We start from the raw sequence: 25,934 nt of genomic DNA, 5'->3' as shown, positions 1-25,934 counted from the left end.
TCAAAGTGACTGATGATATATGCAATATAGTACAAGTCGGTCACAAGGGAATCACCAAAACTGGTGAGCGATTTGTCATACTTGAATACGTAAAGAAAAAAGGCTATAAAATTAAATTTTTAGATGAATATGGTGCAGAGATAATTCGCAATCAAGATATGGTGAAAAAAGGTGGAGTAAGAAATCCATATGAAATTTCTGTTTGTGGTGTTGGTAGAATCGGAGTTTGTACCTACTCATACAAAGAACGTGATTTTTGGCGAAGAGTGATTGAGAAGTATTCAAAAGGTAAGTTGCCACGTTTGAATCCAAGATGGCTAGTGTTTGAATATTGGCTTGAAGATACTCGTAAGTTACGAGACTATGATATTTTTCTAACTCGAAAAGGTCATACGCTATTTGATCCTTTTATGCGTTACGATAATATTGACCACATTATTGTCAGTGAAAATGCAACTTATACTCGTGGAGTAGTTGTTAAAGACCTATTCTCAGGCGATTATGAAGTTTACTCAAGTCGATTTGAATGTGCCTATGAGACAGGTTATAACCATGACACTATTTTTGAATTTTGTCGAGATAAAGCAATTCGTGATGGATACCAGTATCATTGGGCATCTGACTATGCTGAATTGTATTTCGATTGAGGGGATTATACCTCTCATTAGCTACTTTAGTATTTTTGTATCTTCCTCGACTAGAGTAGCTAATGAGGTGCATAATGTACCTCACTTTTCTTTTTCATTTTTTTCATTTTTCAATCATCCCTTTCAATTTTCATTTGGGAGTAGTTAATGCTACTCCTCTTTTTTATTTGTAAGCGTTAATGCGGATAGTAATTAGTAGTCAAGATGAGTAAAAAAATATCATCTCCTTTCAATCAGCCATAAAGTATCTTCCTTCCCTTTCTTTCATATAAAATGGCTCACTTGACTACTAATTAGTGTCTGTATTGATTTGATTATGGCTGACACGAGATTAATCAGAAGGGAATGATCTTAATGGAATTTATTAAAGAAATGCAACAGTTACAAAAGGAATTTAACGCAGAAGTTGAAAAGGTTTCAGAGAAAGTTGAATTGTTAGTTAAGGGTAGTGAGTAATTCACTACCTTTTTTGTATTAAATAACTCCGAGAGTCGCATACGAGTATAAACTAACTCCCATGCGTGGGTGTGACAAATTTTTAATGAAGTCCTATGGTATTGGCTTCACAATGAAGAGATGGTGGTTTACACTTTCTCCACCATTTACTTATCGGGACATTGTGAAGTGAATAGCATAGTTGGTCAACCCGATGACTATGACTTTAAACAGAAAGAAGTGATTCTATTTATGAAATTAACCAAAGCAAACATGAAGAAAAAATTAGGAATGAGTGACGAAGAAATTCAATTAGTATTGGATTATCAAGAAGCATTTCCTAGTCTACAAGACACAAGTAAAGATGCAGTAGTTGATGGTAGAACTTTGTGGGAAGAATTGAAAGTACAACAAGACTTTACCCACTGGATTAAAAAACAACTGGAGAAAGTGGATGCAGTTGAAGGTGAAGATTTTAGCGTTGTTTTTGAAAACTTCGCTCAGTTTACACAAGACGAACTAAAAGAAATGTCAAGTCAACAACGTTCTGCATATGGTGTGACTGTTGAATATGTGTTAAACATTGATATTGCAAAAGAGATTGCTATGGTGACTGGTGTTGCTCAAAAGATGAATGAAGAAACTAAACGATTGTCAAAGCTAGTTCGTAAATATTTCATCGCTATCGAGAAAGCAATTAGATTAGCTCACGATTGGGAAGATACTCGTTTAGAGAGTAGAAAGTTACAAAAGCATATGATGAGAGCCTATGAAGAAGCATATGTGTCTGAGTATAATCGCAAACCACGTAACTACGGTACGATTCAAGATGATGTTTACTATGTGTGTTTTGACATGAGTGCTAAACAATTGAAAAAAGAATTGGAGCTAAAATACTATCAAGCTGTGCCTGAGTGGGTAGAAGAGGAAATTGAAAAAGCATTATGTTATACATATGAGAAAATGATTACTTTCTTTGAGATGGGTATGTTAGATGACAAAGAAAGATTCAATATGGCGGTTAAATTGTTTGATAAGAAATTCGGTGGAGTAATCGAGATTTAGAGCGTACTAACAGCACCTATGTATTCAAGGTACATGGGTGTTTTATTTATATAGAAAGGAAGATGAAGAATGAATGAGAAAGAACAGCAATTGATAGAAGAATTTGAAGAAACGAAAAAAGAAGTTGCAGAATTTGAGAAGTTGTGCAAAGAGTTTCAGGTTAAGGCTATGGAACTGAAAGCCATGAAGAAGAGAATTGAGCAAGAGAAAACTAGAATTTTGAATAAGATTGAGCAACAAAAGATTAAAGAAGATCAGCTTGCTGAGTTAAAGCAAATGATGAAAGGAATGAAATAGCATGGCAAGTGTGATGAGTTTTAAACGTGAGGAAATGGAAACGGTAGCGATATTTGAATATCAGACAAATAGCTGGACAATTTGTAGCAATGTTCCAAATCACATGACTCAAATGAAAAAGAAGATTGATGAAGACAAGATTGAAGTTATGTGTGTAGATAAGAATGGTAGACCAACTCAATTAATGGCTAAAGGAATTAAGAAGTTAGTTACATTCAGAAATACAAAGGAAGGTGAGTAAAGATGCTAACAACAGTAATTTTGTGGATTTGTATTGTATTTTCTTTTCTCTGTGCATTTCAGAGTTTCTACCAAGCATTTACAGGAGAATTAGTACAAACGAGAGTAGTTAGTTTTGTCGCTATGATGTATTACGTAGCTACATTTTGGCTATTAATGATGTTGATTTAATTTGATTTTAATTTATATAGGAAGGTGGTGAGCAGAGTGGCTTGTTCAGATATTAAAAAGAAAAAATTAACACCAAAAATGAAACGATTTGCAGAATTATATGTGACTAATGGAAATGCTACAAGAAGTTATATTGAAGCATACAACAAAGAAGTAGGAGATATAAATAGTGCTTCTTACAAGTTATGTAAGAACGAGGGATATTTACTATTAAAGAACGAGGTAGTTAAAGAGTACATCGAAGAGCTAACCAGTCAACGCTCACCACTTGCAAAGAAAGAGTGGATTATTGATAAGTTACTTCAAATAGTGAATGATCCTGACTCTAAAGACTCAGACAAAATCAAAGCAATGGACTCAATCTTAAAATGCTTAGGAGCATATACAACTAACCAAAACATTAATGCTAAGGTTGAGGGAACTACTGAAACTATCATCAGAGTATCGATTGAAGATGATGAAGATGAGTAAGGTAGGTGATGCACAATGAACCATATAAATTTACAGATTAGCAAGAAGTTGTTTAGTCCACATTTCTATCCATATTTATTTGACTACTCACATCGCTGGAATATTTATATGGGTGGTTAGCTTGGAGCAGGTTCAGGCAAAAGCCACTTTGTAGTTCAGAAGTTAATTATTAAAGCCTGTCAATCCAAACGTAAGATTTGTATGTGTAGACGTTATGGAACAACTATTAACAATTCCATTTGGGATTTAACTAAGCAAATGCTAAGACAGTTAAAGTTATTAGATAAGTGTGCAATCAATAAGACAGAAAGGACTATCACACTTCCTAATGGCTCAATGATAATCATGTTACCTTTAGATGAGGAAGAGAAGTTATTGAGTATTAATGGTATTACTGACTTCTTTATTGAGGAGATATTTGAAGTACCACAAGAGATAGTAGACCAAATAGACTTACGTTTAAGGGCGAAAGCTCCTAATCTACAAATTTATGGTTGCTTTAACCCGATTAGTCCTCATCATTGGTTGTATGAGTTCTGTGAAGGGGATAGAAAACCAGCTGACTTATTCTACGATAGAAGTAGCTATAAGGATAATCCATTTCTACCTCAATCATACGTAGATTCATTAGAGAGTTTAAAAACTCGTAACCCTAATAAATATCGAATATTCGCTGAGGGAAATTGGGGAACAGACCTAGATGGCTTAGTCTTCAAACATATTAACTTTATCAATAGCCATGAGGTAGATATCAATGCTATGTTGAAAGATAAAGCATGGCAAGTTAGATGTGGTATGGACATTGGAGAACTAGATCCAACGGCTATTGCGGTTAGTTTATTTAACGAAAAGACACAAGAGTTATACCTCATTAAAGAGTTCTACCAACGTGGAGCAACTTTAGATGAAATGTATGAAGCAATTATCAATCTAGGAATAGAGAAACAGAGAATCTATGTCGATAGTGCCTCACCACAGGTCATTAGTTATTTAAAGTCTAAAGGTATCAATGCTCAACCATGTATCAAAGGTAGTGGAAGTGTTGAAGCTAGAATTTCATACTTACAGAACCTAGACATATACGTACTAGTTGATAGTTGCCCTAATGCACAAATCGAGTTTGAAAATTTCGTTTATCTGAAAGATAAGAAAACAAATGCTTATACAAATAAGACAGACCATACCTTTAGTCACTTATGCTGCGATGCACTAGGGTATTCAATTTGTGATATATACAGTAAGAACAAAGCAAGAGTCCATTCAGGATTTGGACTTGGAATTTAACAAGAAAGGAAGTGAGAGTTATGTTAAAAACACATTCAATCAAGCAAGAGCTATCTCGTACAGAGATTATCAATTTAGTCAATAAGCACAATATGATGTTGCCTAAATACATAAAACTTAAAGAGATGTACGAAAATAAAAATGCAATTAAACATAGAGTACAGAAAGATCCTAGCAAACCTAATAATAAAGTTTCCCATCCGTATGCTGATTATATTGTAAGCTCTATCGTTGGCTACTTTATGGGGAAACCAATCTCATATTCATTTGGTGACAATGAAGAAGTTACAACATTATTTGATGACTTATTTAGTTTCAATGATGAAAGTGCCGAAAACACTCAACTGGCAACAGATGCTTCTATTTATGGGGTAGCTTGTGAGTTAATGTATGTTGATAAAGACTTAAACCCACGCTTTAAAGCAATAAGTCCATTGGAAAGCATTGCTATCTATGATACAAGTATCGAGGAAAATCTAATTGGTTTCGTTCGCCATTGGAAGATTAAAGTAGATGATGAAGATGTAGATTACATTGAATACTACACAGCAAATAAGATTCTCAAATTCACTAGCAATGGTGGAGCAACAGAAGAGCTAGAACACTACTTTGGTGATGTACCAGTTGTTGTGGTTGAGAATAATAGAGACTTATGCTCAGACTTTGAGAAAGTTGTAGATTTAATTGATGCGTTAGATAAAGTCGTATCAGATACAGCTAATGATTTTGAAACATTTACTAATGCTATCTTAATGATTACTGGTACAAGTCTTGATGATGAATTAATTCAGACATTAAAGGATTCTCGATTATTAAATATTGATGACTCAAGTGGTAAGGCAGAATATTTATTTAAAGATATTCCTGATACAGCTTTAGAGAACTATAAGAACAGATTAGTTGATGATATTCATAAGTTTAGTGCAGTACCTAATATGAGTGATGAAAACTTTGCTAATAACCTAAGTGGAGTATCTATGCAGTTTAAATTATCATCATTAGAGTTCAAGTGTGCGACTAAGGAAAGTTACTTCCGTAAGGCACTATTGAGACGTATTGAATTGATTTGTAATTTATTATCACTGTTAGGTAAATTATCATTAGCTACTGAGGAAATTGTTAAGAATGTAGACATTCGATTTACACGTAATACAATCAACAATAATGAAGAATTAGTAACTCGTGCAATTCAATTAAGCACTATGTTATCAAAAGAAACAATCTTAGAGAACTTATTACCATTTATTCCATCTGTTGAAGCAGAGCTTGAGAGACTTGCAACTGAACGTGAAGAAAGCATCTCATTTATGGAAGATAACTTTGACTCACATGAACCAGTAACAGATGAAGAAGATGTTGAAGTAGGTGAGTAATCATGCCTAGCTATTGGGAACGCAGAGATGCTCAAGCAGAGAAAACCTACAACAAGACAGTTAAAGAGTATATGGATTTCTTGAAGAAAGAATATAGAATCGCATTAAAAGAGATACAAGATGAAGTAGCTAAATGGATTGCTAGAAAAGAAGAAATCGAAAGTATTAATCCTAATTTCAAGTTCTCAGAATTGAAGATGGCTCAAGACTTAGAGAAGCAAGTATCAATCATTCTATCTCAACTTGCCGACAAAGAGATAGATAGATTAGGTAACACGCTCATGAAGTTCTATGAGGAAGATTTCTTGAATTTTGATGAGATGTTGAAAGAATACAAGAAAGAGAAGATTAATGGTATCCATGATTTCAACAACCTAAGTAGTTATGAGACATTGACTGCACTAGAGCAGACAGGACTACATACTAGCAATCAAGTAGCTAACTTTTTATCTAAAAATATATGGAATGAAAAGCTACCTTGGTATAAGCCTATTGCAGATGGTCTATGGTTCAATGATAGAGTTTATAGACGTGCAGAAAAGGTAGCACAAGTAATTAGCAAAGAACTAAAGATGGCAACTATTCGTGGAGATGGGTACTCTAAAGTAGCGGGAACAATCGCTAAACAGTTAGATGTATCATTCTCATCTGCTAAGACTTTAGTTCATAACGAATTACGTATAGCAGAAAATCAAGCACATATTGATTCTGCTAAGAAGAATGGATTCACACATTTTAAAGCAGATACTATTCATGACGATAGAGTGTGTGCAATTTGCCAAGAGAATGAAGGCAAGATTTATCGCATTGACCAGTACGAGCCTAAGCAACTACATCCTCATGTGAATTGTAGATGTGTGTTCGTACCTATCGTAGTTGATGAAAACAATCAACCAGTCAAATCACAATACTATGATGAAGCACAAGAGTATGTGAAACAACGTGCTAAAGAGAATGCAGAACGTACTAAGAAGATACGTGCAGAATATGAATTAAGCAAGAAGAAGTGAGGTGATAGCTAGTGATTGCATTAACAAAAGAGAATCAAGATACAGATGTGTGTTCATTCGTTGTTAATCGTGAAGATGAGCTAACTACACTCACTCACACATTTAACGGTAACAAAATTGGGCATGGTAGTGATTGCCTATGCTTAGAGAATAAAAGTGTTTATATTTACGATGAAGAATCACACACATGGATTCAACTTGCTTAAGAGTTACTGGTGACTACATTAAAGATACCAGGTTTTTAAACAATATCGCTTTACTTGTTGAGCATATCAACAAGGAATTTAATTACTCAATGGAGGTTATATATTATGGAAGAAAATCAAGTATTAAATAATACAGAAGTAACATCAGAACAAACAGAGGTGACAGTGGAAACTCAACCACAAGATGTTAAGACATTCACTCAAGAGGACTTAGACCGTATCGTGACTAAGCGACTTGAACGTGAAGCTAAGAAATGGGAAGCTAAGTTTAATGCTTTAGAAGAAGCTCAAAAGCTATCTCAGATGAATGAGGAACAAAAAGCAGAATATGACTACAATAAGAAGTTAGAAGAATTAACTCAACGTGAACAAGAGTTAGAAGCTAAGATTAATCAATACAACCAACAACAATATAAGGCGACAATCCAAGCTCAATTACAAGAAGCGGGATTACCTGTAACAATGGCAGATATGCTAGTTAATATGGATGCAGAAGCAGTAGCTACACAAATCAATGCTATGAAAGAAATGTTTAGCACACAGATTAACGCACAGGTGCAATCTAAGGTACAAGCGTCTGCTAATGTACCTACACAACCAGTAGAACAAGTCAAGTTATTATCACTAGATGAAATTAAAGCTATGAGTTCTAGTGAATATATTGCAAATAAAGAATTAGTAGAGAAATCGTTAAAGGCACTAAGTAAATAGTGCTTTTTATTATGCCTTTGAGTGTGGGAGGTTAAACACTTCACCAACTATCGGTGGGTAGATAGATACTATATTAGACAACGAAAGAGGTAATGCAAATGGCAATTACGAATTTTATTCCAACTATGTGGCAAGCAGAATTATTAGAATCTTTTAAAGGACAAGCAATCATCAATCAAATTACTTATCCAGTTCCAACTCAAGGTGGTAAATTAATCATCAACAAAATGGGTTCAGTAGCAGTTAAAGAATATAACGGAACTGTAACTTATGATGATTTATCAACTGATAAAGTGGAAATTCCATTCGATCAAAAACGTTTCTTTGGAATTAAAATCTCTGATATTGATGCAGTTCAAGTAGCAGGTGAATTACGTGCACCAGCAGTTCGTGAAGGAGCTTATCAATTAGCTAAAGCAGTAGATGATTATGCAGTAACTAAAATCTTAGCTTCAGGAGCTAATGCAACAACTGTAACTTTAAACAAATCTAACGTGTATGATTCAATCGTGGATGCTAATCGTGCATTAGACCGTAAAGATATTCCTCAAGATGGTCGTATCATCGTATGTGGATGGGATGTTATCGCATTATTAGAAAAATCTTCAATGAAAGAATCTTTCCACCAAGATGTTCAAGCTAATGGTGTAGCTTATCGTTTAAATGGAGTAACAGTATTACCAACAAATCGTGTAGCTGATGGAACAGTTATTGTGTTACATAAATCAGCAGTAGCTTACGGTATGCAATTAGAAGAAATGGAAGCATTACGTTTACAAGATTCATTCTCTGATGCTATTCGTGCGTTAGAAGTATTCGCAGTTGAAGTAGTACGTGAAGAAGCAATCGAAATCGTAAAACCTGCTTAATCAACCAAACAATAAAGGAGTGTGATGTAGATGCTTGAACTAATCAAAAAGCTAACTAACACTAAGGTAGATGATGAAGTAATCAACTTCTACATCGCCAATTCTATTAGTGCTATTAAGTCATATCTAAATGACTACACAATCAACGTGAGTGAACTCTATCCTAATGAAGTGGTAGAGTTGACTTGTTATTATTTAAACAAAGCTACCATGTCACAAGGATCAGTAGAGAATGGAGCTGTTAAATCCATTTCATCAGCAGGTCGTAGTGTGACATTCATGAGCTTTGATGAGTTGAATGAGATTGGTATTCCTAAGTCTATTCTAGCTAGATTACCTAAGCCTAAAATCACTGTGAAAGTATGGTGATAGTATTATGAGTATTAATGATTTATTCTATACAGATAAAGCAACACTCATGGTAGGAGTAGCGGGAAAGCCTAATGAATGGGGAATAGTTGAGAAGAATTATGAGTTCATCGCAGAAGATATTCCCGCTTCACTCACACCAATTAGCACTTACCATTCACAACAGAAGTACGGTATCGAATCTAAAGTAACATTTGAAGTATCTATGGACTACATTGAGAATTGTGAATTAGCTAATGAGATTATAGTTGATAATCAACCTTACAAAGTAGTCAGCTACATAGTCTATCCTGCTTTCATGTGCTTACCTAAATCTATTACCTATGGTGTTAAGCGATGATTATTAAGATTGATGTATCTGATTTAATCAAAGGCTTAGAGAAGGACATTGAGAACATTCAACAAGGTATCGAAGATGGTATGAGACAAGTAGGCTCAGAGATTGCTCAAATGCAACATGACATCATTGATAACAATGTTGGTGGTGATGGAAGTTACGTTAGAACTGGATTACTCAAAAGTGGTGTGACAATCATGCCTTTAGAGTGGTCTCCTAGTGGTGTATCAATGACTATCACTAACACTACTAGCTATGCGATTTACAACTCATATGGTACGGGAATTTACGCAGAGAATGGACAAGGTAGGCAAGGTGGTTGGTACTATCCAGTAGGTGATGGGACTTATCGTTTTACACTTGGTATGCCACCTAAACGCTTTGTTCAAGACTCTTATGAGTTCTACAAGGATAAAGCACCAAGTATCATTCAACAATCAATATTCAACAAGTTATAGGAGGGATTGACTCATGTTATCCATTCGCAAAGAGATTAAACAGGGATTAACAGATGCAACTGGATTGGAAGTCTATTTTGTGCAACCACCAGTGGATGTAGATGTAGCAATCCCTCTTTTAATATTAGAAGAGAAAGGCAATAGCCAATACTACCGAGATAGAAATTCAAACATTGAGGTAGTCAATTTATCATACGACATTAGCATCTACACTAATGATCCAAGTCAGTTATTCGACTTAATGGAGAGTGTAGATGACTATATGTTTGGTGTAGGACTCAAAAGGTCTTATACTAGCTCAGACATGAGTATTGATAACAAGCTATGGTGTAAAACAATGACTTATAACTGCAAAGCCACTCAATTAGAAGATGGCACAATTCAAATTTCACAATAGAAAGGAACGTGACAAATATGGCATTATTAACTAAAGGTGCAACATTAAAATTAGATTCAACATTAGTAAATGGTGTTAAATCAATGGGAGAAATCACTGAGAGCTGTAGCAAAATTGAAATTACGACATTAGCAGATGAAGCTCAAAAATTCATCAATGGTATTAAATCTTATGGTGATGCAATCTCATTTACATGTGTTTATGACAAAGCACAATACTTAAAAGTACGTGCTATGCAAAATAATGCAGAACACGCAGTAGAAATCAAATATGCAGATGGATTAACTATCACATTCCAAGCATATGTTTCAACTACTTTATCAGGAGTAGAAGTTGACTCTGCTCATGAATATACAATCGAATTAACACCTGCATCAGCTATCTCAATCGCAGACGGTGCATTATCAGCAAAAGCTACTAAGTAATAACCAACCGAGTCCTCTTTATGGGGACTCTTTCTATATTATATATACCTAAAGAAAGGATGATTATACATGATTAAGACAGTAGAATTTATGAACCTAACATTAACATTAGCAGGTACAAAAGAGAAAATGGCATTAGAGAAAGCATTAGGAGGTTCACCGTTAAACCACATCTTACCAATGATGGCAGGTGCAACAGAAGGTGAAATGGATTTCTCAAAAATGCAAATTCCGTCATTGCCTTTTATGGTTACTGTTTTACACGCATCAGCACAGAAATTAAATGCAGGTGTGACGATGGACAAGATGATGGATTTAGTAGACGTTTACTTAGAAGGTGAAGATGCTTCTGTATTCGGATTATTTGCTATCGTTATGGAAGTATTACAAACTGGAAAATATTTACCATCTGAAGGCTAGTAATTTGTTAGGTGGATTTGAAGTCGGCTCAAATTCATCAATACAGATTATTAGCATTGATGTAAGTAAAGTAGTTTTACTTACAAGGTTTTGACCTTACTAATTAATGTTAAAAGGTTTTGAGTAATGGATTTTACTTAAAACATATGACAAGGCAACTGGTGAAAGGAAGTGATTGAATGATAGTGCTACGGAATGGTCATAAGGTCTACTACCCAAAGCTATCCATTAGAGGTTGTTTGACACTAGATAAGATCTATGGTGATGTAACTGCACCTTTGCTTTCCTACATGAGCTTAGAAACTCAAATCCTAATCGTATCTCTATCACTTCAGCACTACCATCTAACAGAAGATGAATTATACGACTTGATAGACACTGTAGATGACCTAAATAGCTTGATTCTGAGCTTATATCAAGAGAGTGGATTAATTAGTCTAGGAGAGCAAGAAAGCCCGTCAGACGTTGATTCTGTGGGGGATTCTGAGCAATCTAGCGAGGTTATAACCTTTGAGTCACAGATGATGGAGTTGTTAGAGCAATGTATGTCTATTGGCATGAGAGAGGAAGATTTCTACAATAGCACGATTAAGCAAATCACTAGATATGTAGAGTCATACAACAAGCAACAAGAGAATCAGTTACAAGAGAAAGCATTCTTTGATTATCAACTAGCTAATCTCATTGGAATGTCAGTAGCTAGACTTTTATCGAAAGATGCCAAGTTCCCATCATTTGAAAAGGCATATCCATTCCTTGATAAAGATGCTAAGACATTAGTTGATGAAGAGTGGGAGATGGAAGTACAACATAATCGCCTACGAGAATGGGCAGAACAAATCAATAAAAAATTTAAAGCAGATGAGGTGGAGTAGGTTATCTACTTTGTCTTGTCTGCTTTCTTTTTTGCCTCGCCTTTAAGGGGCATAAAAATATATAGAAAGGAAGTGTTCGCATGGATGAACAAAAAGTCATAGACATTAAAGTGCAAGTCGATAAGTCAGATGTTGATAAATCCTTTAAAGATATTCAGAAACAATCACAACAAACTTCTGACAAGGTGAGTAAATCATCTAAGAAGATGAATGATAATATGGTCAAAGACAGTAAGAAAGCTACTGATAAATTGTCCAAGCAGTTTGAATCACTAAGCAAACAAATGACTAAAGCACTAGACAGCACTAAGCTAGGCAAACAGTTGAATACTACCCTAAGCAAGTTGAAAACACAAATCTCTGACACTCTAGGGAACATTAACATTACTGCCAATGTGAAAGCTAATAGTCAACAAGCTAATGCACAACAGGATTCTCAGATTGACTTAGGTAATGCAGTTAATATGATAGGATTAGAACAAATGGGTAATCTAATCTCAAAAGAACTTGCACTAATTGGTGGTGATTTAGGCGAGGTATTTAATAAACTGCCTGACCAACTAGAAGTTGATATGAAAGATACTGTATCAGCAGTACAACCTCATGTAGAAAACATGAAACAATTAATTCAAGACTTATCAAATACAGACTTTGATTTAGGTATTGATCCTAACGATACCAAGTCTATCCTCACTGGAATGTTAGAAGATGAGAAGGATGCGCTTGAGAATTTCAAGAAAATGCCTGAGCATATTAAAACAGTTATTGAAAATACTAAAAAACAAATGGAAGGGTTAAGTGGCGAGGAATTAGAACAAGGCTTCCAACGTCTCGATAGTCTTGGAAAAGAATACCTTAATTCTGTTAAACAATCGGAAGCTCTTGTATCACAAGCTGAGAAGAATATCTCTGACTTGAAGAAAGCTCTAGTATTCGAGAACTTAGACTCAATGATTGGTGACTTAGATAAAGTATTCTCTGTGTGGGAACAATCATCTACAAAGGCTAATGCCAAACCAGTTATTGACCAATTAACTGCTATGAAACAAGCATTTAGAGAAGCGGGTATTTCTACTGAAATGTTCGATAATGCTTTATATCAATGGGCATTAATGAATGAGAAAGGTACTAAATCCACTGTTGGATTAAAGAACGCTTTAAATCAAAGTAGAGATGCCATTAAGCTAACCAACATAGCTTATAGAGATAGTGTTAATGTAGCTTCACAAACTATATCAACTAACTCTCGAATGGCTCAATCAACTAATACAGTAACTCAATCTCAATCTAAGATGCAAAGAGCTGTGCAAGGTTTATCACAATCATATCAAACTTATGCTCCTAAGATTCAATCGTACATTGATAAGATTAAAAATAAAACCTCTCAGTGGTTGAGTAGTCATAACAAGGCTAGTAAAGGTATTCAATCTGCTAATAAGAAGATGGCAAGTAGTTTTAAATCGTTACTAAATGCTATGATGCCATTCTTGTCTATCTACGCAGTATTCAATGGTATCAAGACTTCAATTAATAACGCTATGGACAGCATCGAAACAGATGATAAGTTTGGTGCAGTGTTCGGTAGTCAAGCTAGTGAGATGAGTAAATGGATTGATGAACTCAATAAAAAATTAGGTGTTAGTGCCACTCAGATGAAAGATTGGACTTCAACTCTGTATAGTATGGGAACTAACTTAGGTTTCACTTCGCAAGAAGCTATTGGTTTCTCTAAAGACTTATCTAAGTTAGCTCAAGATATGTCATCGTTCTATAACATTGACCCTGCTACTGCTTTTGAAAAATTACGTGGTTATATGGCTGGATCAACCGAAGTGTTATATGACTACGGTGTAGTAGCAACAGAAGCAAACTTATCTGCTTTTGCTTTATCACAAGGTATTACTAAACAATACAGTGCCATGAGCCAAGCAGAGAAGTCTATGATTAGATACCAATTTGCTATGCAAGGCTTATCACAAGCTAATGACAATCTTGAAATCACATTAAAATCTCCTGCTAATCAAACTAGAATTTTAAAGCAAAGACTTGAAGAATTATCAGTAGCACTAGGTAGATGCTTCATGCCTATCTTGACTGTGGTTCTACCTATCTTAAATACATTCGTATCTGCATTAACAACTACAATCAATGCAGTAGCTAATTTCATCTCACAAGTCTTTGCACTATTTGGTGTTCAAGTTGACTTTGGTGGTGTAGGTGGAGCAGTTAGTGATATGGCTACTGCTATTGAGGGAGCAGATGTAGGTAGTGGAGGACTAGCAGATAACCTCGGCAGTGGTGCAGAATCAGCAAAAGAGATTAATAAATATTTATCAGGAATTGATGAGTTAAACATCGTATCAACTAAACAAGACAGTGGTTCAAGTAGTGGCTCAGGAAGTGGAGGAAGTGGCTCAGGAAGTGGAGTTGGTACTGGTGGTATCGACACAGGAGCTATGGATAGCGCCTTATCACAGACAGAAACTAAGTTCTCTCAATGGGTAGAGAAAGTGGCTAATGCTATGAAGTCAGTTTGGGGAGCTTTAAAAGATGGATGGAACAGTGTAGGTGACTACATTGATACTTCATTAGCTAATCTTAAACAATCATTTGCTAATTTAGGTTCTTCTATTGAATCATTCTTAATTGGAGCATGGAACAATGGTGGAGAAGAATTAATCTATAACATAGGTCGCTTAGGTGGAGCGTTCACTGGATTAGCATTAGATATTAGTGGACAAGTGATTAATGCAGTAGCTAATCTATTTGAATACATGAATCCTGAAAGAAATGATTATACTAAGAAATTCATTGAAGCTATGAACAATGCCTTAGAAGCAGTAACTAACTTTGCTCTTTCAGCAGGTGGTTGGCTACAAACATTCATGAGTTCAGGTGGTCAAGCCTTCTTAAATGTGATGGGCGACATTGCCATGCTAATTGGCTCTACTGTGGTTAAAGCATTTGCTAACTGTGTTGATTGGATTACTAAGTTCATGAACAGTTGGGCAGGTCAAACTATCCTTAAAATAGTGGCACTTAGCTTAAACGTAGTAGCGGGAGCTATCAAATTAGTAATGATATCTGTTGAAAAGCTAACACCAGTATGGTCGGCTTTATTGTTATTGATTGGTGCTAAGAAAGCATATACTGTTGCTGTTACATCATTAACATTACTTGGTAAAAAATTAGTTGATTTTGGATTGACAATCGCATCTAGTATTGAATCTTTAGTTGTATGGATAAAGAATATCCTAACCGCTTCTATCAGTCTGACTAAGAACTTGGTTGCTGGATTAGTTAGTGCAACTAAGAATGTATTAAGTTTTGCTACTTCTATGCTTGTAAATGCAGGTAAAGCATTAGCTTCATTTATTATATCAATTGCTTCTACCGTAGCAGGATTACTTGGATTGGATGGGGCTTTAATCGCTTCAACTCTGTCTGCAGGTGCATTAAAGGTAGCATTAGACTTAATGGGTATTGGATTAATTGTTACTGCGGTAATTGCTTTAGTAACTGCTGTTATTAAAATTGGTGAGAAGTTCAACTGGTGGGCTAATATCTCTGACTGGCTAGGTGAGAAACTAGGTTGGGTATGGGATAAAATCAAAGGCTTCTTTGGATGGACAGGTGACAATAATGTAGAAGAAGAGTTTGATAACACTTCTGATTCTATCGAAGGTATGGGAACAACTTTTGAAGAAACAACTAATGAAATCGAAACAACATCTGATAGATTTGGTACTATTGCTTCTAAAGTAAATCAACACTTTGCTTCTATTGGATTTGATGCAGGTAAGCTATCACAAGACTTAGATGAAGCTCAAGCTATGATGGAAGAGAAATTTGGCATGATGTCAGCAAATGCTCAAGAGTATCTAAATGCACTAGCTACTGGTAATCAAGAAGTCTTAACTCAAATGAGTGCAGATAGTGAAACTTACACAGCAGAGATTCTATACTCATATCAGAAGTTATCAGAGAATGAGAAAAATACATTCTATGAAACTTATGGTTACATCAAAGGGGTTAATGATGATTGGCTAGATTACTCTAACTTAACGTATAGTCAGTTGATGGCTAAACACGCTAGTTACAGTGCCAATATCATGAAACGTGAAGATTTAACTGCTCAAGAGAAAGATAAGTTAATTGATGAACATTTAACTAAAGTTGAATTAGCATATGAAGAAGAATTAACTACCCTCAAAAAGCAGAAGAAAGAAATCTTAAATAACTCTAAGCTATCTGATACTGAACGTCAAAGATTGCTAGAAGAAGTTAATGCTAAGATCATCTCTAAGGAGCAAGAGAAAACTGGTAAAGTAATTGATGAAATTGAGTCTGTAACTGATGCTCAAGAGAAAGCCACTAAAGAACAACAGAAAGCGGTAGAAACTGCAACAGATGCTCAAGTAGATGGATTGAAAGATGTAGATAAAGCATTAAGCAATACTAAGAAAACTTTATCTTCATTCAAATCTGAATCAGATAAAATTGCTAATGCTATTCCTAAAGCATGGAGTGGAATTGGTAAGAAGATTAGTCAAGAGTTCACATCTGCTAAAACTAGCATCTCTACGACAATGACTTCTTTACTTAATACTATTCAGACCAACATCAATAAAATTAAATCTAGTATGTCGGGTATGACTACTGGTATTTCAACTGATTTCACTAAATCATTGAATACTCTATCAAATAACATTAATAACAAGTTCAAGACTATGGTAAGTAACATCAAGTCATTTGCCACTCAGATGAAAAATGCTATGAACTTTAACTTCCCAACTCCTTACCTTAAAATGCCACACCTATCGGTAACAGGAAAATGGGACTTCGAGAAACAACAAGTACCTAAATTTAAAGTAAACTGGTACTCAAGTGGAGGTATCTTCACCAATAGAACATTAATTGGTGTAGGAGATGCTAACAATGGTGTAGGTAACAATGCAGAGGCAGTCTTACCTTTAGACGTGTTATGGGATAAGTTAAACAATAACTTTGCCAACCAAAATAAACAATTAATCTCTGCATTAGGCAATAACAATCAACCAATCAGTTTAGCATTATATCTTGATGGAGATACATTAGCAAAGAAACAATTTAAAAACTTCAAAGAACTAAGTCGCTTAGGTGTCTTAGACTTTGCAGAATTAGTATAGAGAGTCATATCCGATGGCTCTCTTTTTATATATGAGCCAAATTTAATAGAAAGGATATGATAATTTATGGCAACAAGTTTTATTACAATCAATGGGAAAGAATTTAATCCCGCTTCATGTAAGTTTGAATACGAAACATTTGATGGAGAGAACGCAGGTCGTACTTTAAGTGGACTGATGTATCGAGATGTGATTGCCACTAAAATCTCAATTCAATTAGAGTGGAACTCAATTAGCGTACAAGAAATGTCACGATTACTAACTGCATTGGATTCACCATTCTTCACTGTAAAATACTTCAATCCACAACAAGGTAAGTTTGTAGAAGATACATTCTACTGTGGTAATCGTTCAGTACCAATCTATTCATTCGTCAATGGACAAATCAAATATGACAGTGGGTTCTCAGTTAATCTAATTCAACGCTAGGAGGTGAAATCATGTATCAAATTCAAGAAGATAAGTTACTCTATTTTCAACGACAAATAGATAATCCAAACCGTAAGATTACCTACAAATTTACTTTAAATAACGAACCACTACAAGTTAATCAAATCATGGATAATCCTACAATCACTTATGACTGTGGACTAGATCAGTATGGTGTTGGTTGTGCGTTAGTCACTCAATTACAAATGTCAGTTAAATCAGATGTGTTAATCATTCCAAATGATAAGATTGCGATTGAGATTGGATTAGACATTTACAATGAAGTAACACAACAATGGGAAACTATTTACACTCCATTAGGTGTATTCTATGTCGATACCATTGAAGAAAAAGGTATTAAGAAATCTATCAAAGCCTATGATGGAATGTTCAAACTTAATAAAGGATACTTCCCAACAACTAAACACACAACTACACAAGCTATTGCTAACGATATTGCAACTTCTAATGGATATAAGATTAAAGGTATCTCTAACGTCACTATCAATAACGAACAACTAGATGGTAAGACTTGCCTAGAGATGTTATCACTTGTAGCTAGTGCTATTGGTGGTCATGTACGTATTAGTCGTGATGGTTCTACTATTGAGTTCATTGAGCCTACCAACTACGGTGAAACTTATGATGAATCAGATTATACAACACCTACCATTGACGATACGACTTCATACAACATCACTAAATTACGTGTTAATTATTCTGACCAAGTAACCAATGATGAAGGTACGGTAACTGATGAGGGTTATTATGAAGTTGGAAGTGGAACAGATGCTAACACACTAGCTATCTCAAACCCACTACTTAAAGGTCAGAAATCACAAGCTCAAATTATCTTAGATAAAGTCAAAAGATTAAATGGCTATAAGAGATTCGATACCTCTATGCCACTAGCAGATTTCCGATTAGACCCAATGGATTTTATCACCTACATTAAAGGGGAAAAAGAGTGCATTGTGCCTATTCTCTATATGAAGATGACTCTAAGCTACAAAGGTATCTCTATCGAAACTCACTCTCCAACAGTAGCTGAAACTAAAACTGAGTTCTCGTTCAAAGGTACATTGAGCCAAAAGGTAGAGAACATCTACACAGACATTATCCAAGTGAAGCAATTAACCGCTAATAAAGTTACAACTGATGAATTAGAAGCAACAGTAGCTAAGATTGAACAACTTTACGTTTCTAAAGTGGATGCTGATGAAATCTATGCAAATAAAGCCGAGATCGGTGACTTAGTAGCGGGTACTATTGTTGTTGAAGAATTAAAGGCTCAAATCGCAGAGATTGATAAAGCTATTATCAACAAGGCAGACATTGAAGACTTAAACGCAACTAATGCTACTATTAATAGTCTTAAAGCTACTGTGGCAGAAATCGATAATTTAATTGCAGATAGTATCTTATCTGAAATCATTCAATCAGGTAGCGTATCATCTGACCTATTAAATGTTAAAGATGGTTTCATCAAAGACGCTATGATTAGCTCATTAAGTGCTAGTAAGATTGAAACTGGAGTAATCAACACTAACAATGTAACTATCCAGTCAGACAATGGGAATATGTTATTGCAAGGTAACTTGTTACAATTCAAGGATAAGAACAATAAAGTACGAATTCAAATTGGACAAGACACAAGTGGTAACTATACATTCACATTGTATGATGCTACTGGTCAAGGTGTATTAATCAATCAAGATGGAGTTCAATCATCTAATGCTATTAAAGATGGTTTAATTGTAGACAGTAAAGTGTCAGACAACGCTAATATTAGTGGCTCTAAACTTAATATTTCTAGCGTATACGATGAGATGAACGCAGATGGAAGTAAGACACTCAAGGCTTCTAAAGTCATGTTAGACGAGCAAAATCAAACCCTAGATGTATCATTCAAAGAGATGACGACTAAACAAGATGAACTTGAAGAAAGTATGTCTACTGCTATCACAGATATTAGTGTGGCTCAAGGTCAAATCTCTCAGTTAATCCAAAATACGACCATTACTACATCAGAGGGTACGACTACAATTAAAGATGCTTTTAACTCGATTAAATCAACAGTAGATAGTCATACTACTCAGATTGGTAAGGTAGAATCTACGATTGATGATGTTGAGACACGTGTTTCTACTGCAGAATCTAAAATCACCGATACTGCCATTACTAATGTTGTTAAACAAAACTTTTATACTAAAACCGAAACCGAAAATGCTATCACTTCAAAAGGGTATGCAACTCAATCTCAAGTTCAACAAACAGCAGACAATATTCAGTTTAAGTTTACACAAAGTGGAGGATACAACCTTGTTAGAAATGGTAACCCTAAACCGCACAACTACCGTAACTGGTGGGTAAGCGGTAATGCTAACTGGTATTCGGGAAGAGCGGCAGATATTGGTGTTCAAACTACTGATACCAACGAAGCCTATGCAGGAAGTGCCACTTTCAAAGTTCAACCAGGGAAAGCTTACTCGTTCAACTGTTGGTTAATGGCAGAATCTAACACTAAAGGAACAGATGTTTATTTTATTGGTAGTGCAAACGATGATGGAGCTTATACAGAAGTTCATCACTTATTTACTAGCGGTGCTTGTGGATGGACTCACGTAAAGAAAACATTTACAACTGGCTCTAATATTAACTATGGGTTTATTCGTATTGATAATAATGGTCGAAAAGATACGTCTACTGGAAATAATACCGTTGTTTTCTTTAGCGAGGTTTTACTAGTGCAAGGTTCGGAGTATTACCCACAGTGGAGTCCCAACCCTAACGAAGTATATGACGGAATTATCGAAATGGATAAAGACGGTATCAAGGTTTCTACATCTAACGGTGGATGGACGGACTTTACCTCAGCTGGTATGAATGTATACAATAAATCAAGCATGTTATCGTTAGGAACTCGAAATGGCGGATTAACATATCACAATAGTAAAGGGTATTTAGGGTTCACGTCTGAATCAAATATTAGTTCATATAATGTTAGTGGTGTGACTCTTTCTACTGCCAATAATGGGTCGTATATTGCTTTAGGTACATCTACAGCAACAGATCCTTTTGGAGGATTTAGTTCTACACCAGCTCTATCTATCGCAAAAGCAGATTTAGGTGACTCTAGCTCTTTCTATCGTCAAGGAGTCAATCTACATACATCATTAAACGTTAATACTAAACCGATCAATCGAATCGGGACAATGTATTACGGTGTTAACGGTACAACTAGAACGTTTGAATCCACAACCGGTAATCTATGTTTATTTGGTGATAACGGTATCCGAATGGGTTATTATGAAGGTACTACTCTCGTTAGTAAATTCGAACTCACAGAGGGTAGCGATAAAAGCACGAGTTATATCGATACGTACGCGCATTGGAGATTTCATGGGTGGAATTTAACGGATGTCGCGAACCTTAGTATCAAGAATAATCTCAAAATGGAAACAACAGCGACAATCCAATTTAACTCAACCGCCACATATCCTTCACTCATATGGGAAGCTTCGAATCGACTCAAGTTATATGGGAATGATGGTATAGATTTTGGTTATAGAGAGGGAGCTACGAATAAGCCAGTATTCAAAATCACAGAGGCTGCTAGCTCATCATATAAATTCGAATCTTATGGTCATTGGAATTTTAACAACTGGAATCTTGATAACGTAAACATTTTAAAACCTCGAAGACTTCAGTTACCTAGTAATTACGGGTCTAACTGGATCGAATTAGGTACTGGTGATGGTAACGATTACACCACTTATAATGTTAAATTCCGCACCCACAACGGTTTAGTCTTTACCGATAATAGTGACAGTGCAACCGTAATCGTCCAAGGTCGTCAAGGTCGTATCATGGGTAAAAACGCTTATTATGTCAATTGTTCGAGAAGTCTAAAATCAGATATTAGAAGTGTAATCTCTGAAGACGATGTGACCACTTTTGTAGCAAAAGAAGGAGAATCTCTAGATACAAACATTAGTGCAGAGACCGTATGTGATTTCTTAGACACCATTGATGTTAAAACATACGTAACAGACTTTAAACAAGAAGGAGCCACACAAGAATGTTTCGATGTCGAAAAAGGGAATAGTCTGACACTAGGGTATGTGGCAGATGATATTGCAGACCACCCAATGTTTAAATATGTTGGTGAAAAAACTAACGATGGATTATATGCTATCAATAGCAACTCGTTAACAACAACTTTAATTGTGGGATACCAACAAGAAAAGCGAAAAAGAGAACAACTGGAAGAACGTTTAGTAAGATTGGAACAGTTGCTAAAAGGAGATGAATAGAATGTCAAAAGCAGTAGAATATATACGAGAGTTACTTAAGAAAAAACAAGAAAACCTAGGTATTAGTACACTTGACCATCAGGACTTCTCCCTAGAACTAGCGAAATTTAGTTCCGAAGATATTGTATACGAAAATGATATCACGGTCTTACAAGAGGAGAAATTAGTCTCATACGACGATTATTTAATGTATGGAGGGCGAGTTAGTGCCGATCTACAAGAAACACCTGATCTAGACACCGCATTACCATCGCATTGTACAACGCAGGAAATTCAACCAACACCTAGAGAGGAGACGATTCAGTATGAATTATAGTGAAGAAGTGTTATATAAAACTATTGACAATTTATCACGACAAGTGGGGCAACTTTCGGTAGACAAGGCTTTACTTGTCGCACAATGCGAAGAGTTACTCACAAAACTACAGCAGTACGAAGGTGACTCGGAAGCGAATAAAACAGCATAATATAAAAACAAGAATAGGAAGTGATACGATGGAATTAACACAAGACGAGTTACAATTAATGGTACACCACTTAACACAACAAGTGGCTCAATTAACTGCCGATAAATCTATGTTAATGGCTAAGTTAGAATTGGCTACTGTTCAATTAAATCAAGCACAAGGGCAAGAGTAATATCTTGTCCTTTTAATATATGCAAGGAGGTGGAAAGGAGGTAGATTCAGTGGAGTATTTGAATCTCTTGATATTAACTGTAATGTTGATAATTTTGGGATTGCTACTCAGAAATTGGCAACCACCAATTAAACATCAATATATTGTTATCCTACTACTGAGTATCGGAAGTCTACTAGGTAACTACATGATTGATTCATGGACATGGGGATTCTGCATCGGTGGACTGACTTATTATAAAGACTTACTTGTAACAGACTTCAATCTAGTTGCAAGTTCATTTAAACAATTACTATCTATTGGAAAGGAGATTGATCCAAATGATTAAAAATGCAACACTTACAATCGATGCTGATAATACATCTGCAACATTAAGCAATCAGATTAATGTGTATCGTGGAGATGGAAATATCACTTTAAAATTAACAGTGGCACAACAAGTCTATCAATTTGGGAAACCAATGGTTAAGACTATGGCATTATCTGATTCTGATGTGTGCTTTGTTAATGTTGATGTAGTTGTGCCACAAGCAAACTCATACTTCACGTTAGATACTGTTGAGTTAGTTGATAATCAATTTACAATCACATTGGCTAAAGAGTGGTGTGATGAAGTGCAAGAAGTAGGAACATACAAGCTCCAAATTAATATGTTCGATTCTGAAAACAATAAGGCTTCATTGCCACCATTTAGCATTAATGTGCTTCCACGACTAATTGACACTGTTCAAACTTCTAAAGTTGGAGATACTATCAACACTGGAATTGTGCGTAGTGATTCTGATTACGTTCAAGTAGAAACTGCTGAAGAATTAGCATATTGGAAAGATGGAGATGTAGTGTCACCTGAGAGAATGAACAATCAATTAGATGTGATTAAAAATTCAGAAGCTAAGATTAATACTGCTATTGCTAAAGCTGATAGTGCATTAAGTGAAACTAAAGCAATTCAAACTGAAATGATTGAGAATAACAAGCAAATGGTACAAGAATCAACTTCTCGTGTAGATGAAGCAATTGATTTATGCGAACAGGTATTTTCCACAACTTTACGCTATCATATTGTTGAGTAACATGACCTTTGAATTTAGGGCATCTTGACAACTACATAGAAGTAGACGTGGTGACGATTCCTTTAAAGGAAACGTGGGCTATAAGCGTTCTGAAAAAAGAGAATGCAGTGAGTCCACCGATGTACCGACCTAACAATTAACTAGGACTATTCATTAAGTTGAGTAGTCCTTTTTTACTTTCTATATTATAAGGAGATGAATAACGAATGATTAATGAAAAAGAGATTTGGAGAAATGTTCCTATTGAGGGATATGAAAGATATTTAGTAAGTAACTATGGTCGAGTGATGAATGGAGATACAGGCAGAATTTTAAAAGGTAATGTGAAAGAAAATGGCTATATAAAAGTTGATTTGTATAATAATTATAAATTAAAAACAGCATATATTCACAGATTGGTCGGACTAGCTTTCATTGAGAATGATGATCCTATTAATAAGACTCAAATCAATCACAAAGATGAGGACAAAACAAATAATCATGTCTCAAATTTAGTGTTTGTCACACCAAAAGAAAACTCTAATTATGGAACTAGAAATGAAAGAATTTCTAAAGCTCGAAGAGGAAATAACTACGGTAAACTTGGAGGAAATCATCACAATGCTAAGAAAGTAGTTCAATTAACTCTTGATGGTGAGCTACTTAAGGTTTGGGATTCAACTACGGAAGCAGAGCGTAGTGGAGAATTTACAAATTCAGGTATTTCTAAATGTTGTAATGGAAAACTAAAAACTCATAAAAACTTCCAGTGGATGTATTACGAAGATTACCTAGCCAACAGTAAACAAGAGGAAACTATACACTAATATTAGGACTATTCAATCAATTTGAGTAGTCTTATTTTTTTTGCATTTTCAGTTGTATATCTAATTGAAATCCGTACATAATAAATTTCGTAGGATATTGGATATGTTTCCGAAAAGGATATTGGATATCTAGCTGAGAATGTGGTAATATCAATGGTTTCACGTATCACTACCATCTCTAACTTTTGTCAATGGTTAGAAGATATCGGATTTAAAATCTTAGAGATCTCAGCTGATTTCTTAGATGAAGCGCCGACAGAAGAAAGTGAACGTATTATCTTCGTCGCACAAAAGTAAATATTTAAGATATTAATAACCATTGATGTTATCATAAAAAAAAGACTTGAAATTTTTGTTTCTCAAGTCTTTTTTATGTATTAGCCTATTAAAGGAATGCTTAGAAAATATTGATTACCATAATACTCTTTTCTGAGAAGTTGAGACCATCTGTACTCTTTTAATCCACGAATAAAGATAGGAGTTAGAACACATCCGGAATATATAAAAAATGTAGAAATAGTAACTTAAATGCTAAAAATGATGATTAGAGTGTATTGAGGAAAATTGAATCCGTAGCAAGTCTATTTAAGACGAATATGTTTTTTATTTTGGAATAGATCGTCAAAAGATTCAAATAAGTAACTTGTATGTATCTTTTGAACCTTAAAACTGCTAGACAAATTAAACTTTATGATGATGTTTTAGACGTTGCTATTTATTCAGAAGGCATTAGACTTAAAAATTAAGGTAAAGAGTAGGGTCAAATTAGGACTTGGAATTTTTTATTTAATAATATAAAATTAAATTTATATTAAAGGGGAGATTTTGTGTTTGTAGAGCAAATTATTTATATGCCTGAGCCGAAAACATGGTGGGAAATATGGTTGAGTCCTGCTGTGACAGTAGTCGGTCTAGGAGTAACATGGTATTTAACGACTAAAACTATTAAAAAAGAGGTTGAACATAAAAAGGTAAATATAGCTTTAGATAAATTAGTGGATGTACCAAGTGAACTGTTACATCTATTTGAATCCATGGGAAAAAAAACAAAAGAGAAAGATACAAAAGATTACACAGAAGATTTTATGAAATTAGTGGTGAAAATATTTACTTATGGTAAAGAGGATGCTATAAAGATTGCAGCCAGTATGCAAGAATATAATTATTTAAATAGTGAGCAAGAAAGTTTTAGTCCATACATAGTAATGGCATATTATATATTATTGATATGCCAAATTAAGTATGATTTAACAGGAATAGAGATTAATCCCGAGTATTGGTATAAAATTAAGCTGAAAGATTATGAGAAAGTGAGACTAGACCTTAAAGATGCAACTAATAAGATTGTAAAAGATTTAAATTTAAATAAGTTTTTAAAAGTAAAATAGATTAGGGGCTCTTTGAGTTCTTTTTTATTTTTTTTACATAAAGCTTTATAACCTT

29 protein-coding genes are annotated in these 25,934 nt (G+C 34.9%); all 29 read left to right on the top strand.

Annotated elements, in window-relative coordinates; genetic code table 11:
- Positions 1-5: 5 nt before the first annotated feature.
- The 29 genes from JRC48_RS04075 (at position 6) to JRC48_RS03935 (ending at position 25,879) form a co-directional block, all read left to right on the top strand.
- Positions 6-647 (top strand): hypothetical protein, encoded by a 642-nt coding sequence (locus tag JRC48_RS04075; RefSeq protein ID WP_235070589.1) that lies wholly within the window; start codon positions 6-8, stop codon positions 645-647.
- Positions 648-1,271: 624 nt separating this feature from the next.
- Positions 1,272-2,147: an antA/AntB antirepressor family protein gene (locus JRC48_RS04070; RefSeq protein ID WP_235070588.1), complete on the top strand. Its 876-nt coding sequence runs from the start codon at positions 1,272-1,274 to the stop codon at positions 2,145-2,147.
- Between the two features lie 69 nt (positions 2,148-2,216).
- Positions 2,217-2,444: a TMCO1/EMC3 family protein gene (locus tag JRC48_RS04065; protein WP_235070587.1), complete on the top strand. Its 228-nt coding sequence runs from the start codon at positions 2,217-2,219 to the stop codon at positions 2,442-2,444.
- Between the two features lies 1 nt (position 2,445).
- A complete protein-coding gene (locus tag JRC48_RS04060) occupies positions 2,446-2,685 on the top strand; it encodes a hypothetical protein (RefSeq protein WP_235070586.1) in 240 nt (79 codons plus the stop codon).
- A gap of 206 nt (positions 2,686-2,891) precedes the next feature.
- Entirely contained in the window at positions 2,892-3,326 is a 435-nt protein-coding gene (locus JRC48_RS04055) for a terminase small subunit (protein ID WP_235070585.1), read from the top strand.
- 165 nt (positions 3,327-3,491) lie between these two features.
- A complete protein-coding gene (locus JRC48_RS04050) occupies positions 3,492-4,610 on the top strand; it encodes a PBSX family phage terminase large subunit (protein ID WP_370630395.1) in 1,119 nt (372 codons plus the stop codon).
- 20 nt (positions 4,611-4,630) lie between these two features.
- The gene (locus JRC48_RS04045; protein WP_235070584.1) at positions 4,631-5,983 is read left to right on the top strand and encodes a phage portal protein; all 1,353 of its coding nucleotides are present in this window, start codon (positions 4,631-4,633) and stop codon (positions 5,981-5,983) included.
- 2 nt (positions 5,984-5,985) lie between these two features.
- Positions 5,986-6,993 (top strand): minor capsid protein, encoded by a 1,008-nt coding sequence (locus JRC48_RS04040; RefSeq protein ID WP_235070583.1) that lies wholly within the window; start codon positions 5,986-5,988, stop codon positions 6,991-6,993.
- Positions 6,994-7,004: 11 nt separating this feature from the next.
- Positions 7,005-7,199 (top strand): hypothetical protein, encoded by a 195-nt coding sequence (locus JRC48_RS04035; protein ID WP_235070582.1) that lies wholly within the window; start codon positions 7,005-7,007, stop codon positions 7,197-7,199.
- Between the two features lie 105 nt (positions 7,200-7,304).
- Positions 7,305-7,910: a DUF4355 domain-containing protein gene (locus tag JRC48_RS04030; RefSeq protein WP_235070581.1), complete on the top strand. Its 606-nt coding sequence runs from the start codon at positions 7,305-7,307 to the stop codon at positions 7,908-7,910.
- A gap of 98 nt (positions 7,911-8,008) precedes the next feature.
- A complete protein-coding gene (locus JRC48_RS04025; RefSeq protein WP_235070580.1) occupies positions 8,009-8,779 on the top strand; it encodes a hypothetical protein in 771 nt (256 codons plus the stop codon).
- 30 nt (positions 8,780-8,809) lie between these two features.
- The gene (locus JRC48_RS04020; protein WP_235070579.1) at positions 8,810-9,148 is read left to right on the top strand and encodes a phage head-tail connector protein; all 339 of its coding nucleotides are present in this window, start codon (positions 8,810-8,812) and stop codon (positions 9,146-9,148) included.
- A gap of 7 nt (positions 9,149-9,155) precedes the next feature.
- A complete protein-coding gene (locus JRC48_RS04015; protein WP_235070578.1) occupies positions 9,156-9,488 on the top strand; it encodes a hypothetical protein in 333 nt (110 codons plus the stop codon).
- Positions 9,485-9,943 carry a hypothetical protein gene (locus JRC48_RS04010; RefSeq protein WP_235070577.1) on the top strand — a complete coding sequence of 153 codons (459 nt, stop codon included), beginning with the start codon at positions 9,485-9,487 and terminating at the stop codon, positions 9,941-9,943. The genes JRC48_RS04015 and JRC48_RS04010 overlap by 4 nt, the downstream gene beginning before the upstream one ends.
- Before the next feature lie 13 nt (positions 9,944-9,956).
- The gene (locus JRC48_RS04005; protein WP_235070576.1) at positions 9,957-10,340 is read left to right on the top strand and encodes a hypothetical protein; all 384 of its coding nucleotides are present in this window, start codon (positions 9,957-9,959) and stop codon (positions 10,338-10,340) included.
- 17 nt (positions 10,341-10,357) lie between these two features.
- Positions 10,358-10,765 (top strand): hypothetical protein, encoded by a 408-nt coding sequence (locus tag JRC48_RS04000; protein ID WP_235070575.1) that lies wholly within the window; start codon positions 10,358-10,360, stop codon positions 10,763-10,765.
- 69 nt (positions 10,766-10,834) lie between these two features.
- Entirely contained in the window at positions 10,835-11,185 is a 351-nt protein-coding gene (locus tag JRC48_RS03995; RefSeq protein ID WP_235070574.1) for a hypothetical protein, read from the top strand.
- A gap of 521 nt (positions 11,186-11,706) precedes the next feature.
- Positions 11,707-12,060, top strand: a complete 354-nt coding sequence (locus JRC48_RS03990; protein WP_235070573.1) for a hypothetical protein — start codon at positions 11,707-11,709, stop codon at positions 12,058-12,060.
- A gap of 110 nt (positions 12,061-12,170) precedes the next feature.
- On the top strand, positions 12,171-17,228 hold the full coding sequence (locus tag JRC48_RS03985; protein WP_235070572.1) for a hypothetical protein: 5,058 nt from the start codon (positions 12,171-12,173) through the stop codon (positions 17,226-17,228).
- Positions 17,229-17,294: 66 nt separating this feature from the next.
- Positions 17,295-17,657, top strand: a complete 363-nt coding sequence (locus JRC48_RS03980) for a DUF6711 family protein (protein ID WP_235070571.1) — start codon at positions 17,295-17,297, stop codon at positions 17,655-17,657.
- 128 nt (positions 17,658-17,785) lie between these two features.
- Positions 17,786-21,973 carry a hypothetical protein gene (locus JRC48_RS03975; protein WP_235070570.1) on the top strand — a complete coding sequence of 1,396 codons (4,188 nt, stop codon included), beginning with the start codon at positions 17,786-17,788 and terminating at the stop codon, positions 21,971-21,973.
- A gap of 1 nt (position 21,974) precedes the next feature.
- Positions 21,975-22,289 (top strand): hypothetical protein, encoded by a 315-nt coding sequence (locus JRC48_RS03970; protein WP_235070569.1) that lies wholly within the window; start codon positions 21,975-21,977, stop codon positions 22,287-22,289.
- The gene (locus tag JRC48_RS03965; RefSeq protein ID WP_235070568.1) at positions 22,279-22,440 is read left to right on the top strand and encodes a hypothetical protein; all 162 of its coding nucleotides are present in this window, start codon (positions 22,279-22,281) and stop codon (positions 22,438-22,440) included. Before JRC48_RS03970 ends, JRC48_RS03965 begins: the two co-directional genes overlap by 11 nt.
- A 28-nt stretch (positions 22,441-22,468) precedes the next feature.
- Positions 22,469-22,612, top strand: a complete 144-nt coding sequence (locus tag JRC48_RS03960; RefSeq protein ID WP_235070567.1) for a hypothetical protein — start codon at positions 22,469-22,471, stop codon at positions 22,610-22,612.
- A gap of 49 nt (positions 22,613-22,661) precedes the next feature.
- Positions 22,662-22,940 carry a hypothetical protein gene (locus JRC48_RS03955; protein ID WP_235070566.1) on the top strand — a complete coding sequence of 93 codons (279 nt, stop codon included), beginning with the start codon at positions 22,662-22,664 and terminating at the stop codon, positions 22,938-22,940.
- Positions 22,933-23,685, top strand: a complete 753-nt coding sequence (locus JRC48_RS03950; RefSeq protein ID WP_235070565.1) for a hypothetical protein — start codon at positions 22,933-22,935, stop codon at positions 23,683-23,685. The genes JRC48_RS03955 and JRC48_RS03950 overlap by 8 nt, the downstream gene beginning before the upstream one ends.
- Positions 23,686-23,891: 206 nt before the next feature.
- Positions 23,892-24,491: an NUMOD4 domain-containing protein gene (locus tag JRC48_RS03945; protein WP_235070564.1), complete on the top strand. Its 600-nt coding sequence runs from the start codon at positions 23,892-23,894 to the stop codon at positions 24,489-24,491.
- 153 nt (positions 24,492-24,644) lie between these two features.
- Entirely contained in the window at positions 24,645-24,788 is a 144-nt protein-coding gene (locus JRC48_RS03940; RefSeq protein WP_235070563.1) for a hypothetical protein, read from the top strand.
- 530 nt (positions 24,789-25,318) lie between these two features.
- Entirely contained in the window at positions 25,319-25,879 is a 561-nt protein-coding gene (locus JRC48_RS03935; RefSeq protein WP_235070562.1) for a hypothetical protein, read from the top strand.
- The last annotated feature ends 55 nt before the right edge of the window (positions 25,880-25,934 follow it).

The sequence above is a fragment of the Turicibacter sp. TJ11 genome, from assembly GCF_021497505.1.
Lineage (GTDB): Bacteria > Bacillota_I > Bacilli_A > MOL361 > Turicibacteraceae > Turicibacter.
This window is presented reverse-complemented; position numbering and strand designations above follow the sequence as displayed.